Source organism: Oceanobacter antarcticus, assembly GCF_044962685.1.
In the GTDB taxonomy this organism is placed as follows: Bacteria; Pseudomonadota; Gammaproteobacteria; order Pseudomonadales; family Oceanobacteraceae; genus Oceanobacter; species Oceanobacter antarcticus.
In genome coordinates this window covers 41,704-56,436 of sequence record NZ_JBBKTX010000006.1, presented here as the reverse complement: position 1 = coordinate 56,436, position 14,733 = coordinate 41,704, and the positions used below count along the sequence as shown (strand labels likewise).

Annotated in this window: 14 protein-coding genes and 4 tRNA genes; 15 read left to right on the top strand and 3 right to left on the bottom strand. The window is 43.9% G+C overall.

Going from position 1 to position 14,733, the window contains the following annotated elements; translation table 11 throughout:
• Positions 1–319 precede the first annotated feature (319 nt).
• Entirely contained in the window at positions 320–1,504 is a 1,185-nt protein-coding gene (pdxB, locus tag WG929_RS06275) for a 4-phosphoerythronate dehydrogenase PdxB (protein ID WP_416205346.1), read from the top strand.
• A 35-nt stretch (positions 1,505–1,539) separates the two neighbouring features.
• Here the strand turns inward: pdxB and WG929_RS06270 are convergent, their stop codons facing one another.
• On the bottom strand, positions 1,540–1,965 hold the full coding sequence (locus tag WG929_RS06270; RefSeq protein ID WP_416205345.1) for a hypothetical protein: 426 nt from the start codon (positions 1,963–1,965) through the stop codon (positions 1,540–1,542).
• Positions 1,966–2,002: 37 nt separating this feature from the next.
• Complete coding sequence (locus WG929_RS06265; protein ID WP_416205344.1) at positions 2,003–3,220, bottom strand: pyridoxal phosphate-dependent aminotransferase; 1,218 nt, start codon at positions 3,218–3,220, stop codon at positions 2,003–2,005.
• A gap of 243 nt (positions 3,221–3,463) precedes the next feature.
• Here WG929_RS06265 and msrB point away from each other — a divergent pair, with 243 nt between their 5' ends.
• The 14 genes from msrB to WG929_RS06195 all read left to right on the top strand — a co-directional run bounded on the left by msrB (position 3,464) and on the right by WG929_RS06195 (position 14,292).
• Positions 3,464–3,913: a peptide-methionine (R)-S-oxide reductase MsrB gene (gene msrB, locus WG929_RS06260; RefSeq protein WP_416205343.1), complete on the top strand. Its 450-nt coding sequence runs from the start codon at positions 3,464–3,466 to the stop codon at positions 3,911–3,913.
• Between the two features lie 166 nt (positions 3,914–4,079).
• Positions 4,080–4,871, top strand: a complete 792-nt coding sequence (locus WG929_RS06255; protein ID WP_416205449.1) for an ABC transporter permease — start codon at positions 4,080–4,082, stop codon at positions 4,869–4,871.
• Positions 4,868–5,521: an ABC transporter ATP-binding protein gene (locus tag WG929_RS06250; RefSeq protein ID WP_416205342.1), complete on the top strand. Its 654-nt coding sequence runs from the start codon at positions 4,868–4,870 to the stop codon at positions 5,519–5,521. The genes WG929_RS06255 and WG929_RS06250 overlap by 4 nt, the downstream gene beginning before the upstream one ends.
• A 42-nt stretch (positions 5,522–5,563) precedes the next feature.
• On the top strand, positions 5,564–6,754 hold the full coding sequence (locus WG929_RS06245; RefSeq protein WP_416205341.1) for a KpsE/RkpR family capsule polysaccharide export protein: 1,191 nt from the start codon (positions 5,564–5,566) through the stop codon (positions 6,752–6,754).
• Position 6,755: 1 nt separating this feature from the next.
• Positions 6,756–8,369 (top strand): polysaccharide biosynthesis/export family protein, encoded by a 1,614-nt coding sequence (locus WG929_RS06240; RefSeq protein ID WP_416205340.1) that lies wholly within the window; start codon positions 6,756–6,758, stop codon positions 8,367–8,369.
• Entirely contained in the window at positions 8,366–10,483 is a 2,118-nt protein-coding gene (locus WG929_RS06235; protein ID WP_416205339.1) for a glycosyltransferase, read from the top strand. The genes WG929_RS06240 and WG929_RS06235 overlap by 4 nt, the downstream gene beginning before the upstream one ends.
• A complete protein-coding gene (locus tag WG929_RS06230; RefSeq protein ID WP_416205338.1) occupies positions 10,470–11,438 on the top strand; it encodes a hypothetical protein in 969 nt (322 codons plus the stop codon). Before WG929_RS06235 ends, WG929_RS06230 begins: the two co-directional genes overlap by 14 nt.
• A complete protein-coding gene (locus WG929_RS06225) occupies positions 11,401–12,090 on the top strand; it encodes a 6-hydroxymethylpterin diphosphokinase MptE-like protein (RefSeq protein WP_416205337.1) in 690 nt (229 codons plus the stop codon). The genes WG929_RS06230 and WG929_RS06225 overlap by 38 nt, the downstream gene beginning before the upstream one ends.
• Complete coding sequence (locus WG929_RS06220) at positions 12,087–13,082, top strand: hypothetical protein (protein WP_416205336.1); 996 nt, start codon at positions 12,087–12,089, stop codon at positions 13,080–13,082. Before WG929_RS06225 ends, WG929_RS06220 begins: the two co-directional genes overlap by 4 nt.
• A 5-nt stretch (positions 13,083–13,087) precedes the next feature.
• Positions 13,088–13,780: a hypothetical protein gene (locus WG929_RS06215; protein WP_416205335.1), complete on the top strand. Its 693-nt coding sequence runs from the start codon at positions 13,088–13,090 to the stop codon at positions 13,778–13,780.
• 84 nt (positions 13,781–13,864) lie between these two features.
• Positions 13,865–13,940, top strand: a tRNA-Glu gene (locus tag WG929_RS06210).
• A 32-nt stretch (positions 13,941–13,972) separates the two neighbouring features.
• Positions 13,973–14,048: transfer RNA gene (locus WG929_RS06205), tRNA-Gly, on the top strand.
• Between the two features lie 62 nt (positions 14,049–14,110).
• Positions 14,111–14,186, top strand: a tRNA-Glu gene (locus tag WG929_RS06200).
• A gap of 30 nt (positions 14,187–14,216) precedes the next feature.
• Positions 14,217–14,292, top strand: a tRNA-Gly gene (locus tag WG929_RS06195).
• 119 nt (positions 14,293–14,411) lie between these two features.
• Here the strand turns inward: WG929_RS06195 and WG929_RS06190 are convergent.
• Positions 14,412–14,720 (bottom strand): PA2817 family protein, encoded by a 309-nt coding sequence (locus WG929_RS06190; RefSeq protein WP_369854476.1) that lies wholly within the window; start codon positions 14,718–14,720, stop codon positions 14,412–14,414.
• Between the last annotated feature and the right edge of the window lie 13 nt (positions 14,721–14,733).

The following is a 14,733-nucleotide window of genomic DNA, read 5'->3' as shown; positions in this document are numbered from 1 at the left end:
CAGGGGCGCAAGTATACTTGATTACTGCCTTTCGGTTAAGGAAGCCAATGGTCGTAATTGCCTTTGATGTAAGGGTTTTTACCAATGTCGGCTATTCATCCAGAAAATGAACCGGGTGGAATTAGACATGACCATCCCTTTTGCCGGTATTTTGTGCAGAGGCGCTTTTATCCCTGTTTTTGTCGACAATGCGGTGTTTAGTCTGTGTTCTGATACCAGGCAATTATCCTGAAAGGTAATCGCCCGGAGTATCCGTGTTTGGCTGATCGTCGGCTTTTTTTGACAGAATCTTGCTGGTCATTGTAAAGATGGGTGTGGCTTGACAAAATGTCGCCCTGTATTCCAACTGGACAACACCCTCGTGCGAATAGCCGCTGACGAAAACATTCCTCTGGTAGATTCTTTCTTTTCTGAGTTTGGTGAAATTCGGCGCCTTAATGGTCGCAGCCTGACTGCTGATCAGCTGGCGGACACCGATATATTACTGGTGCGTTCTGTAACAGCCGTTGATGAAACCTTGCTCAAGGGAACCCCGGTCAAGTTTGTTGGAACCGCAACGATTGGCACAGATCATATTGATCTCGACTATCTGCAGCGTGCAAATATTGGCTTTGCCAGTGCCCCTGGTTGTAATGCGCAAGCCGTTGTGGATTACGTATTAAGTTCGCTCAGTGTACTGATTGATGTGCGAGGCGTGTCTTTTGCTGATCTTTCCGTGGGTATTGTCGGGGTTGGCAACGTCGGGCTGTGTTTGCGTCGGCGGCTTGAAGAAATGGGTGTTGACGTAGTGGCGACGGATCCGTTCAAGGATCCAGCTGTTGTGGGGCCACTGACGTCACTTGAGGAAGTGCTGAAGGCGGATGTGGTGAGTTTGCATACTCCGCTGGTGAATGATGGGGAATGTCCCACCCGGCATTTGATGGGTGCCGAGCAGCTGCTGCAAATGAAACAGAATGCCTGTTTGATCAACAGCAGTCGGGGAGCGGTGGTGAATAATGCTGAATTGTTGGCTCACCTGAGGTCGCACAACGATTTTGAGGCAATTCTGGATGTGTGGGAGAAAGAACCTCATCTGGATCTTGCCTTGATGCATCGCTGTATGCTGGCGACACCGCATATCGCTGGTTATTCTCTGGACGGTAAGATGCGTGGTACGGAAATGATTTATCAGGCCGTGTGTGAGTATTTTGGTCTGCCGATGCGGCGCAAGTTGGGTCAGTTTTTGCCAGAACCCGGTATTCGGCGGGTGAATTTTTCTGATCAGGTACCGTTAAATCAGGCGTTGCGTACGGCGATTCGAGCCGCTTATGAAGTGCGTGTTGATGACGGTAAAATGCGTTCAGCCATGTCACGAGCGGAGGACGTTAAACAGACCTTTGATCAGTTACGTCGGGATTATCCACTGCGTCGGGATATTCCTACGATGAAGGTAGGTGTTCCCGCCAAGTGCGTCGACTTGCAGCAATTATTGGCCTCTGCCGGGTTTGCCGTCAGAACCAAATAGGGTTGGGTAATTTCACCGTGATGACAGAGAAGGTGTCAGGGCGCAGTGATTAAATTGGTTTGAACGATCTGGCTGATCCAAGTGGTATCACTTTGCAACCGGGCAAATTCCAACACCTGAATAACAGGTGTTGGTGTCTCTGGCAGGTCGTGCCCTCGATCCGGATTGTTACTCTTTGCCGGTGCCAGCAGCCGCATCAGTGCCTTGCTGGTCAATACAAAATCATCAACAGACTCTTGGCGATCCTGGCCACTAAAACGTATATACCCTTCCTCTCTGAGCCATCCTAGCGTACTCAGCGCCGCCAGGTGGCGATTGCTGTGCAGGCCAAATTCATCCATCTGATCCGGCCCTGATATGTCTTCAATAAACAGGGTTTGAGGACGAGGAAAATGCCTGAAGCCTATCAGCAGGATGGTAGCGCAGTCCTTGAAAAAATCGTCGATATGAACATCAAGCATAGTGGGGCCGTTTCCATTGGGTCTGATGGTGAAAATTTCAGGCTTGCACGTAGCCACGGAAAAACTGATCAATCCGGCTCATCGCCAAAGTCAGGTCTTCAGGGCGGGGTAAAAATACAACGCGGAAATGATCGGGCGATTTCCAGTTAAACGCAGTGCCGTGCACGATCAGAATCTTTTGTTGTTCCAGCAGATCCAGCACCATGCGTTCGTCATCCAAAATGTTGAATTTGTCCTTGTCCATTTTCGGGAAGCAATACAGCGCGCCTTTGGGTTTGACACAACTGACACCCGGGATGCTGTTGAGTGCTTCCCAGGCGATATCCCGCTGCTGGCGAATGCGCCCGCCTTCTGCGACCAGGTCGTCGATACTCTGATAGCCTCCCAGTGCGGTCTGAATTGCGTACATGGCGGGTACGTTGGCGCAGAGTCTCATGGAGGCCAGCATTTCCAGCCCTTCTATGTAATCTCGGGCTTTGTGTCTGGCGCCACTGATGATCATCCAGCCGGAGCGAAAACCCGCCAAACGGTAGTTTTTGGACAGGCCGTTAAACGTAATGATCAGCAGGTCGTCAGCCAGTGAAGCTGTGGATGTGTGTGTTATGCCATCAAAAATAATCTTGTCGTAGATTTCATCCGAGAACACGATCAGGTTGAATTCTCGGGCAATTTCCAGCATGCCCAGCAGCAACTCGGTAGGGTAAACCGCACCGGTAGGGTTGTTGGGATTGATCAAGACCATGGCGCGGGTACGGTTGGTAATTTTGGCGCGCATATCGTCCAGGTCGGGATACCATTCTGATTGCTCATCACAAACGTAGTGAACCGCTCGTCCGCCTGCGAGCACGACAGCGCCGGTCCATAGCGGGTAGTCGGGTGCCGGAACCAGTACTTCATCACCGTTATTCAGCAACCCTTGCATGGAAGCAACAATCAGCTCGCTGACGCCATTGCCGATGATAATGTCTTCAATGCCGACATTGGCGATGTGTTTCTGCTGGGCGTACTGCATGATGGCTTTTCGCGCAGAAAACAGGCCTTTGGAGTCCGAATAGCCTTCGGAATCAGGCAGGTTGTAGATAACGTCCTGAATGATTTCTTCAGGGGCATCCAGACCGAAGGGTTTTGGATTGCCAATGTTCAGTTTCAATATCCGGTGACCTTCTTCCTCCATGCGCTTGGCGGCCTGAAGAACCGGGCCGCGAAGATCGTAAAAAACATTAGCCAGCTTGTCGGATTTGCGAATTTCCTGCATCGAAGAGGGAGCCTTGTACTGGTCGGATGCCGTAGCAACATGGGATGCACGGTACTGCCGAACGAAAAATAGGAAACGGGGTCGATGTCATTTGACGCATGATCGACAGGGGCGAGATGATACCCTTGGGAATTTAAAGCTTAAAGTCCCCGATGGCGTCTAGTCGTGGGTACAAGCAAAAATATCGCCCAAGAAAATCTGGCATGATGTGCGCGAGTGTATGTAGCAAGGGGAAATAAGCGAATGAGTGACAAGAATAATGAAGAGAATATAGCCACTGGGGAGCGTGTTGCTCGACGAGTGAAACGCTCTCCTGAAGAGTGGCAAGCATTGCTGGATCCTCATACCTACTTCGTTACCCGAGAGGCTGGAACTGAAAGGCCATTTACCGGTAAGTACTACCAGACAGTGGAGTTTGGTGTTTATAGCTGTGTTTGTTGTGGTGAGCCGCTGTTTGTCTCGGATACCAAATTTGACGCCGGCTGTGGTTGGCCCAGCTTTTATCGGGAGTTGGCTGGCGCGGTTGAAAAACGTATTGATACGTCGCACGGCATGGTTCGGACGGAAGTCATTTGTGCCGCCTGCGATGCCCATCTGGGGCATGTGTTCGAAGATGGGCCTGTACCAACAGGCCTGAGATTTTGTATCAATTCAGCTTCGCTTGATTTTCAGCCAGCTGAAACAGGACTTTGATGTGATAAGAAACCGACACTTCATGACACTGGTTGATAGAAGGATCTTGTGTATACTTTGTGGCTCTCATTTTTTGGGACGCCTTTTTGCGGCGGTAACAACTTGAAGTCCAATGTGAACAAAACGGATAAATATTCGGCCAGCCATGTTTAAGGATGAGTGTGTGATGGAGCGCAGGCGAAAGCGGTCGCCGTTACAAATAATGCAGGACACGGTGTACGCACTGTTCATTCGGGAGTTACGTACTCGTTTCGGAGGCAGCCGTCTGGGGTATTTCTGGGCGATAGCGGAACCTGCCGGGCAGGCGGCAATTATGGCCGGCATATTTTCACTGTTGGGCCGTTCATCAATTTCTGGTGTTGAAGTGGGCCTGTTTATGGTTACAAGCCTGCTGACGTTTAAACTATTCAATAAAATTCTCACTCAGACAGCTAATGCCGTTCAAGCTAATAAGGGCCTGATGTCCTACCGCCAGGTAGAGCCGATTGATCCGGTGATCACCCGGGTCATTATTGAGCTGGTCACCTACATTTGTGTGCTGTTTCTACTTTGTGTGCTGATGGCCTGGGTTCTGGGTTACGAAGTATTACCAGCATTTCCGTTGCAATTGATAGGAGCTATTGGACTATTGACCTTGCTCTCTTTAGGAATCGGACTGCTATTGTGCTCTTTGGTGGAATATTGGGCGGATACCCCCAAGTTGTTGACTGTAGTGATGACTCCCATGCTGTTTGTATCCGGAGTGTTTTATCCGGCTTCTGTTGTGCCTAAGCATTACTGGTATCTGATTAACTGGAACCCAGTGTTCCATTGTCTGGAATTAATGCGGGAAGCCTATTTTGATGTTTATTATGCCGGATTTGGTTCCTGGACTTATGTGATATCACTAACGCTACTATTTTTGTCCTTGTCCTTATCCTTGTATCACGTTAATCGTTCCAGGTTTATTGGCGGATGATTCGGTTTAATCAGCTTTGCAAATGGTATAAAACTCGATCCGGTCGTAATTACGTATTTCGGGATCTGATGCTTGATCTTCCTATGGATAAAAGTATTGGCGTTATCGGCAGAAATGGTGCTGGTAAATCGACACTGATCCGGATGATTGGTGGGGCAGAAATGCCGAATTCAGGCACGATTGAATCACCATTACGTATCTCCTGGCCACTTGGACTACAAGGGGGGGTGCAGGGTAGTATGAGTGGCCGAGAGAATGCCCGGTTTATTGCTCGTATTCATGGCATTCGTGACACTCGATTAATGGAAAATCGGGTAGACGATTTTGCTGAAATTGGCCAGTACTTTGATGAGCCGATGAAAACCTATTCCAGTGGCATGCGCGCCCGAGTGATGCTAGGTATTACTGTTGCTTTGGATTTTGATTTTGATGTGCTTTTAATTGATGAAATTACCGCAGTTGGCGATGCGGCCTTCAGAGCAAAAGGTGAGAAAATGCTGAAAGAAAAGTTTTCGGCGACCAAAGTGATTATGGTGAATCACTCGCTAGATCAACTAAAAAAATTCTGTGAAGCGGGACTATTGATTAACAATGGCTCGTTATCCTATTTCGACAATATTGACGATGCCATTGCTGTTTATAACAGCTAGCGGCTTTAGTGAGATGTTTTGACAACTATACAAGAAGAACCTGTGAGTCAGATCGACGTGCCCACACAAACGGCAGCTCCTGGAGGAGTGGAATCAGCGGCTGTTTTATCTGTGGATACAAAACAGCGAGGCGGTCATGTCGGGCAAAAACTTTGGCGTGGCCTGGCTGGTCTTGGCTCGTTTGCCCTCGTCATCGTGGCAACGGCGCTGATCGTCATTTATTACGGCTTTCTCGCGTCGCCGCGTTTTGCCACGGAAACGCAGTTTGTGGTGAAAGAGTCGGGTAATCAGACAGAAATCACGGGTCTTGCGTCGCTGGGAGCCGTCAGTTCATCAACCAAAGATTCTCTGCTGATCAAGGCGTTTATTGAATCTCGGGCCATGGCGGAGCAGCTGGATCAGGCAATTGCGCTGCGGGCTCACTATGAAAGTGACCGCATTGACCGATTGAGCCAACTTCCTCGCGATGCAACGTCGGAGGAGTATTTGAAGTATTACCAGAAGCATGTGCTGGTATATCACGACGAGACGTCTGACATTATTCGGGTTGAAGTGCAAGCATTTGACCCTGATTATTCATTGGCAATGGCTAAGGCCTTATTGACAGTGAGTGAAGAGTTTATCAATGATCTCGGCGACAAAATGGCGCAAGAACAACTCGATTATGCCCAAGACGAAGTTGAGCGGGCACACGACTTGTTAAAAAACTGGCAGCGTAAGTTGATGGGATTTCAGCAAAAAAACCGGCTGTATAATCCAGAGCAAGAAGGCGGAGCGATTCTCGAAGGTGTCAGTGGCTTGCAGGTTGAGTTGATCAAGGCGCAGGCGCGTTTGAAAGAGCTTGCTGCTATTATGCGTGATGGATCGCCGGAGGTAAAAGCGCAAGAGAATCTTATCCAATCGCTGGAACAGCAGCTCGCAGAAGAGCGCACGCGCCTGACTCAGGACTCCCACAATGGATTTAACAAGATCAATATGGACTTCAAAGAAATCGCCCTGAGCAGCGAACTGGCGACCGATTTATACAAATCTACACTGGTCAGCCTCGATAGCGTTCGTTCGCAAGCTCTGCAGAAATTAAAACACTTATTGATTGTGGAGCCTCCCATGTTGGCACAAGAAGCTAAATACCCTCGTCGCCTTTACAATATCGCCACCTGGTTTGCAGTACTGCTGCTTATTTATCTGGTTGGTCGTTTGCTGGTGTCTGTTATTGAAGAGCATAAGGACTGATATGTTGGCACGTCTGATATTATTATTGGCAATTGTATTGTGTGGGAATTTTGCTGTCGCTGTCGATCTTGGACAATCGCTCCCGGAAGAAGACCCAGCAGGTATTTTGAAGACAAGTGAGCAAAAATTATATGCTAGCTGGTTGTTTAGTGGTGGATTTGAAGACACATCGTTTACCGGGATTAACCCTGAATATCGAATTGCCCAGGGTGACAAGCTGCTGGTTCAGCTTTGGGGGGGGATTGAATTTCAACAAGAGATGGTCGTTGATGCCCAGGGTAATATTTTTGTACCCAGAGTCGGACCGGTCAAGGTATTGGGTGTTGCTAATAAAGACCTTAATCAAGTGGTGTTAAAATCCATCAAAAGGGTTTACAAGGCCAATGTCGAAGCCTATGTCACATTAGCCTCAAGCCAGACCGTCAAAGTGTTTGTATCTGGCATGGTTCCCAAACCTGGAATTTATGAGGGCCAAAGCGCCGATAGTGTTTTACGCTATATCGACAAGGCGGGCGGGATAAAAAATGATCTTGGGAGCTATCGTAATATTCTTGTAAAGCGTCAAAATCTTAATATTGCAGAAATCGATTTGTATGATTTTGTCCAAAAAGGCCAGATGCCTCCCGTACAGTTGCAGGATGGTGATCTGATCTTTGTATCGCGCAGGCTGGGGAGCGTAAGTGTTGAAGGAGTGGCCGGTTTTTTGGGCTCGTATGAGTTGGCAAAGGTTGATACACCATTGACTGAAGTTGTTGATGCCGCTGTTGTGGGTGAGCGCGTAACCCATGTGACGGTGGTTGCCCCAGAGGGGGATCGGGTTAATGCCTATCAATATCCCGTTGGCGAAATAGCGGGCGTCAATGTCGCACCAGGCTCGGTTATTCGTTTGTCTTCTCAATTACGTCCCGACAGCATCAGTGTAGAAGTGCTTGGGGAGCATGAGTCAACGACAGAAATGGTGCTTCCCTGGGGGGCAACACTCAAGGACCTTCTTGCCAAAGTTAAGCTGACGGAATTGTCTGATGGCGATTCAGTCCAGCTCTTCAGGCAGTCGGTAGCCCAGCGGCAGAAAGATATGTTGATGTCATCACTCCACGCTCTGGAGCAAAGCGTTTTAACTGCCAGATCCGCTACCAAGGAAACCGCTGAACTGAGAAAGATCGAAGCGGATTCTATTCTCTCCTGGATCGATCGCGCGAAACAGGTATCCCCCAGGGGTCAAGTACTCCTTGCCGAGGGTTATAATCCTTCCCAGGTTATTCTGAATCAGGGGGACAAGATTGTAATCCCTGCCAAACGGCATCTGGTGATGATTCATGGAGAGGTGCTTTTCCCTACCGCGATTACTTATGAGAAGGGAAGAACGATTGAACGTTACGTTGAGCAAGCAGGTGGTTCCACCGCCGATCTCGACGATATGAATACACTGGTGATGAAACCGAATGGCATGTTTGTGACTGCCAACCGTGATCTGGATGACAAAAAAATGGTTGGCCCTGGTGACGAGATTTTTGTACTAGCCAAGCCTACTTTGAAAGCGTTGCAGTTAACAAAAGATATAAGTCAGGTTATTTATCAAATTGCAGTATCGGCGGCTGTAGCGTTGGCGCTATGAATGAGGTTTTCTATAATTATATATTGTTAGACCCTGTGGGTAGCAAAAGCTCTGGAATTAGTAAGTATTGTAATGATGTTTATGATTTGTTATGCGAGTCTAGTTTATTTTCTTCTGTATATCTTTTTTCAAAGAATAGTTCTGAAGATATAAAAAAATATCAAAAAAGGGTTGTGTCTTTATTGGATGGATTTTCCAAGTCTGGAAATATATCTATTGTTGAAGTTCCTGAGGCATATGCAATTCTTGCTGGTTATTCTGAAAAAAATATATTTGTTCATGTTAGGTTGCATTGTGCTTATACGTTAGCTGCCTCAATTCAAGGTATGGTGATCAATGAGAAATTATTTGAGGAGGAGAAAAGCATGATAAATAATGCCGACTTTTTATCATCACCTTCTTATTTTGCTTGGATTGCAACTTCTAGGTTTTTTGGGGTGCATCGAGATGTTGTCTGTTACCCTAATCCAATAAGGAATAAAGACTGTAATACAAATAATACTATTTCATCCGATTCGCATCAAAAAAAAGTATGCTTTGTTGGTCGTTGGCAATCATTAAAAGGAGTTGGACTTTTTACGGATGAATTTATATTGAGTTTGAAGTCTGATTTTTACATAATATCAAACGATGTTCCAAGTAGTATTGCTCAGCATGAAAATGTTAAAGTTATAGATGGGATGAAGTGGAGCCCTGAAGATATTTATGGGGTTGATTGTATTGTTATTGTGCCTAGTTTGTTTGAAACTGCCTCAATGGTTGCAATTGAAGCTTTGTCGTACGGAGCTAGCGTTGTCTGTTGGTCTCATTTAGGGGTTTGTGAATATGCGGCGAATGATAAAGTAAAAAGAGTGAGTGCATGGGATTCAAATGCATTCCTAGAAGTTATAAAAGAAGAAATAGCGAATGGAAATGAAAACTCTTCTGATGAATTTATACGTAAAATAAATGATAGATTTTCGTCAGGAATTAGATCGATAGGGAGTCGAAGTGCAAAAAATTTTCTTCCCTTTCCTCCGTGTGAAATAAATGATGTTTTTTTGAATTCTTTACTATCAGGAAAATACAAGGATAAATTCATGTCTAAGCCAACCCCTCGATTCATAAAAAAGACTAGAAAGCTATTTAGAAACCCAAAAAGTTTTTTCAAGGATTCAAGATATTTTAATTTTTTAGATGTAAAAAAAAAAGCTACTAATCTAGATTCACCGAAAAATAATCCAAGTAAAAAAAATGTTACGGTCGAACCTAGTCAGAAAGAAATTACTAAGGAAAATAAAAAGCCTGTGAGTACAAGTCCCTTTATTGAGTTGGGGAAGGAGGGGGATATTGGGGTAGGTAATGTTCCTGAAAAACCACTCGGCATGATTTCTGTCCTTATGTACCCTGTTGGGCGTGCTAAGGAAATTGAAGGCAGATTGCTTGACAAGTGTCTGCAATTTACAGATTTTAGATATTTGCAAAGACCATTTTTACAAATTGGTAAATATCCCCCAGAACTAAATACTGAAGTTAGCGAATTGATTCGCATGGTTGGTTCTAAAGGAATGGATAAATTGAGTTCCGTTGATAATTATATATTAATAGACCCCCCTAGATCTGTTTTGATTTTTTTGCGGGCAGTTGGTACCCGGCCTAGAATTATTGTGGTAAGGACTAAAGTCAACTGTTATTTGCCTGAAGTTGATGAGGCTGATGTGGTTATATTGAGGACTGATGAAAGTCATCATCGTCTCAAGGAATATAGGAAAGTTGTTGCATATAATAATATAGGTGTTGAGTTTACTATACGAAAAGTATTACAGGATTTGGCTAGGAAAGATCCTGATTTTTTGTTACCAATTGTTGGATTTGAAAGTAGTGGTTCCTTAGATGAATTTAATGGACTTTCTGTGGGGTCTATATTAAAGATTTCATCGGCTACTAATTTAAAATCATCATTATCTTCAGGTATGGCATATAAAGAAATTGCTGGGAATGTAGTTGAGTTGGCTGTCAGAGAATCAGTTTATTTGCGTTATCAAAACCTTCTTGATTTACCAAATGAGGTTAGTTTGGAAGGATTTTTGAAAGCATCATCTAGAGATGGAGTTATTCATCATGTTATTCAATAAGATTGTTCATATTAGCCCAACTCCATTAGTTGGAGCTCCTGGTAAAATTGCTCTTGCTCAAAGGCAAACAGGGAAGGAATCAATATGTTTTATATTGTCAGATTACCCATCATCAGGGCCTTTGTATCAGAAGTTTTCTTCCAACTCGATTCTACTGACTGAAGATAATTCTGATTTTTTTTATGAGAAAATATCTGGAGCAGATGTTGTTCATATTCATAATTTTATTCCAGATAAACATGAAAAAAAAATACGGTCTTCTATAGGTGAATCATTGTTGGTTTATCACGCTCACAGTCCTCTTAGGGAAGGGCCTCTGTTTTATGATAGGTCTACTCAGTTAAGCTATGATGTGAAGTTGGTTGTAGGTCAGCACTGGGGAAGATTGCATACTGAGCATATCGCTGTTCCAAACATAATTTTTGATACTCCTAGTATTAACCTTAGAAAAGAAGGGGAGTTGTTGAAAGTTATGTATAGCCCTACGCATAAGCATAAAGGGCGCTGGACGAGTAAAGGCTCGAGTAAGCTGGATAAAGTATTAGATGGTCTTTTATCATGTAAAATGATTGAATTAATAAGGCCAAAAAAACCTGTATCACCTTATGAGTTATTCCAGTTAAGACGAACATGTCATTTAACAATTGATGAGATAATTACTGGGGGGTTCCATCAGGTATCTATAGAAGGAATGTGTGCCGGAAATATTGTGGTCAACGGGGCGGATTTTTTGGGTAAGGCTTGCTACTCTCGATTTTCAGATGGGGAGTTTCCTCCATTTTTATATGCCAACGACGACACAATTACAGATACGCTTGTTAACTTGGCATCCAATGTCGAGGAAACGAGAAGAATGCAGCAGGAATCATATGATTTTTTTGTTAAATACTGTGATTATAAAAAATTAGTGGAGTTTTATGATGTGGCGTATAGGGTCAAAGAAAATATCTCTTAAGTGGTTAAAAGGAAAAGAGTCAGGTAAAGATGTCTATATTCTTGCGAATGGACCAAGTTTGAAGTCATTGGATCTTTCCTTTCTTAGAGGGGAGACTGTTATCGGAATGAATGCATCCGCACTAATAGAGAAAAAATATGGTGTGGTGAGTAAGTATTATGTTGTATCTGATAAAAGATTTATGGATGTTGAAGAAAAAAAGAAAATAGTAACGTCAGATTTGTGTGAAGAAACTATTCGTATTCTGAGGAGTGATATTGAAGCTGTTGATTCTGACGGGCTTGAGCATAGAAGTATTTATGTTAAACCATTGGAACGCGATGGTTTTTCAAAAAATATAAGTAATGGTTTTTTTTATGGATGTACTACCACTATGTTGGCATTACAGCTTGCATATTATATTGGTGCAAAAAATGTTTACTTATTGGGGTGCGATTTAAAATACCCAAAAGAATCTCCACGATTTTATAAGGAGGAAAAACCTCAGCTTAGTGATTCATTTGTCAGTGTTCAAATAAAAAACATATCAGAATCAAGGCAATTCTTTCAGAGTAGAGGAGGAGATTTATTTGGTTGTAGCCAAGATAGTTTTTTGAGATCCTATTTGCCTTATTATTCCTTGGATGAGCATCGTGTGAAGGAGGATTTATGAGAGTTGCCCTGATTTCGAATTTTTCGGAATCTAAAGATAAAGTAAAAAATTTCACAGGAATTTGGAGCATCTATTTTCCAGAGGCACTTGAAGCGGCTGGTATCGATGTAGTTAAAATTCATTGTGATGTTCATGAACTGAATCAAACTGGAAAGATAAAAAATTTTCTTGATTCTTTGGATGTTACTACATTTGACCATGTTGTTGCACTTGGCTTGAGATTCTTTTCTTATACTCCTTTGAATGAAACGTTAGCCTTAAAAAAAAGAGTAAAGGGATGTTTAGGGCAAATATATGATGGTGGAACGTTAGATAGTAGCCCTGTAGACTTGACATTTACTTTTAGAGATGATGACTGGGCATATCCTCCCGGTTCTACTAATAATAGATATAAAAGGCACCGAGAAAATAATAAATATATAGGCTGGGCTGCAGATTCTGAATATCTTTATCCTGATCAGTCTTGTCAGACTCTTCGGGTGCTAGTTGATCACCCTGCATTTAATGTGGCTCAGAAGGATCAAACATTGTCAATACTGATGAATTTGGAAGCTTTAGAGAAAAATAAGGAGATTATTTCTAAGTATGGATTTGATGATATAGCTGTTCGTCAGATTATGGATGGAGGAGTTGTTGATGTTGATCTGAAAAAAATAGCTGTTCGGCCTTATAAGAAGATAGCAGTCCCATTTCTTGAAATATCAAAAGAGTACCGTGCGGCACATATATTTATGGTAACCCACTTGGAAAGTGTAGGTCTGACAATGCTGGAGGCTGCATTGGCTGGAGGGGTAGTGGTTGCACCTAAGGGGTTAGTTCCTATGGATAGATTGGAGACTATTAATCATGTGTTGGTTGATGGGGCTGTTGATTGGGACTATGTGCTCGAAAAAGTAAACCCGAGAGAAAACTCCCTTGTCGCTGCTCGGAATTCTTGGGAAGAAGTTGCAAGAAAAATGCATTACCACCTATCTAATTTTGTGAAGGGCTGATTGGCATGAATTGCGAAGATAGCTATGTGATAGAAGATGGAGTTGAGGCACTGGTGTGGTCGGATGAAAACCCAGTTCAAGCTATTGTAAGCTTTACAAGTATGAATCCTGGTAAGTTTGAACGGTGGTCTTGGTTTTCAAATAATCCATTAAATAACCCAACATTATATATAATGCTAAGAGATGATGAGCATAAATACTATTTGGGTGATATTAATGAGTCGAAAAATAAATATATATGTTTTCTGAGTGATACTCTTAAAAAGTACAAGGTTGATAAAAGTAAAGTATATGCTTTGGGTTCGTCGATGGGGGGGTATGGTGCAGTCTATGCCACAGTCAAATTGGGCTTTTCTGGTTGTTTATGCATAAACCCACAAGTCGACTATTTTAGTGCGGGCTTGCATGAATATAGTTTGTGGCAAAGAAAGATGAGGTCAACTAAATGGGTTGATCTAGATCATGTAATACTTACGACATTGTGTGATTCTTCACCTGAATTTTATTTTATTCGGGGGTTGTATGGCGCAGATTCTTGCGCTATGGATAAATTGGTTTATGCGGTTGATTGTTTAAGGTATCCTTATTCACTTAACGTCGTAAATGAGAAAGAGCATGGCTGGTTTGGGATGCCAAAAAACAAATTGATACGCCATTTAAATGATTTTTTTAATAAAGATAATACGAACAAGATTTAAGCTCTTTTATGTTTTTTGGCAGTGCGTTAATTTTTTTGTTGCAAATTAAAAAGACATGTGTAAAATGCGCACCACTTCAGAGACGTCCCCATCGTCTAGAGGCCTAGGACACTGCCCTTTCACGGCGGCAACAGGGGTTCGAATCCCCTTGGGGATACCATTCTTCTCGGCGTTATATTGAGGGGAGAGTTAGCGGGAATAGCTCAGTTGGTAGAGCACGACCTTGCCAAGGTCGGGGTCGCGAGTTCGAATCTCGTTTCCCGCTCCATTTTATGCTTTTATATTCTGTGTTGCATAAGGTGGTCTGAATATGTAGTTTGTTGGTTCTGTGTCCCCATCGTCTAGAGGCCTAGGACACTGCCCTTTCACGGCGGCAACAGGGGTTCGAATCCCCTTGGGGATACCATTCTTCTCGGCGTTATTGAGGGAAGAGTTAGCGGGAATAGCTCAGTTGGTAGAGCACGACCTTGCCAAGGTCGGGGTCGCGAGTTCGAATCTCGTTTCCCGCTCCAAATTTTAAAAAGCTGATTCAGAGATGGGTCGGCTTTTTTATTGCGTTTTTCGTATGGATTTTGCTATCACACTCAAGTGTTGCTGAAACAACTACTCTTGAGTGTGATGGGAGTGTTAACTAGTTTTCTTCATCCTGCTGTTGAAAGAGGCGGATTTCTTCATCGGTCAGGTAATGCAGGCAGTCGCCGCCGAATATCCATAGCAATTCCCGGTCGATAGCTGGCGCCAGTTGGGGGGTGTGCATCATCAGGTTGTTGAGCCATTGGCGGGTATCTTCGTAGGCTGTTTCAGACTGTTGCGTCAGCTGATCAATCAAGGCCGCAAGCTGGTGTATCATATCTGTATTAATCACTTCGCTTTCGCTAGCCGCTTCCAAGCGGCTTTTTAGTTTCTGTAGCAAGCGGATGTGGTTTGGTTGTTCGCTCATGTATTTTCTCAAA

Bases quoted from the DNA above. Each gene is read 5' to 3' on its own strand.
- WG929_RS06270 (WP_416205345.1), bottom strand. From the start codon at position 1,965: ATGCTTGATGTTCATATCGACGATTTTTTCAAGGACTGCGCTACCATC.
- WG929_RS06265 (WP_416205344.1), bottom strand. From the start codon at position 3,220: ATGCAGGAAATTCGCAAATCCGACAAGCTGGCTAATGTTTTTTACGAT.
- msrB (WP_416205343.1), top strand. From the start codon at position 3,464: ATGAGTGACAAGAATAATGAAGAGAATATAGCCACTGGGGAGCGTGTT.
- WG929_RS06255 (WP_416205449.1), top strand. From the start codon at position 4,080: ATGGAGCGCAGGCGAAAGCGGTCGCCGTTACAAATAATGCAGGACACG.
- WG929_RS06250 (WP_416205342.1), top strand. From the start codon at position 4,868: ATGATTCGGTTTAATCAGCTTTGCAAATGGTATAAAACTCGATCCGGT.
- WG929_RS06240 (WP_416205340.1), top strand. From the start codon at position 6,756: ATGTTGGCACGTCTGATATTATTATTGGCAATTGTATTGTGTGGGAAT.
- WG929_RS06235 (WP_416205339.1), top strand. From the start codon at position 8,366: ATGAATGAGGTTTTCTATAATTATATATTGTTAGACCCTGTGGGTAGC.
- WG929_RS06230 (WP_416205338.1), top strand. From the start codon at position 10,470: ATGTTATTCAATAAGATTGTTCATATTAGCCCAACTCCATTAGTTGGA.
- WG929_RS06225 (WP_416205337.1), top strand. From the start codon at position 11,401: ATGATGTGGCGTATAGGGTCAAAGAAAATATCTCTTAAGTGGTTAAAA.
- WG929_RS06220 (WP_416205336.1), top strand. From the start codon at position 12,087: ATGAGAGTTGCCCTGATTTCGAATTTTTCGGAATCTAAAGATAAAGTA.
- WG929_RS06215 (WP_416205335.1), top strand. From the start codon at position 13,088: ATGAATTGCGAAGATAGCTATGTGATAGAAGATGGAGTTGAGGCACTG.
- WG929_RS06190 (WP_369854476.1), bottom strand. From the start codon at position 14,720: ATGAGCGAACAACCAAACCACATCCGCTTGCTACAGAAACTAAAAAGC.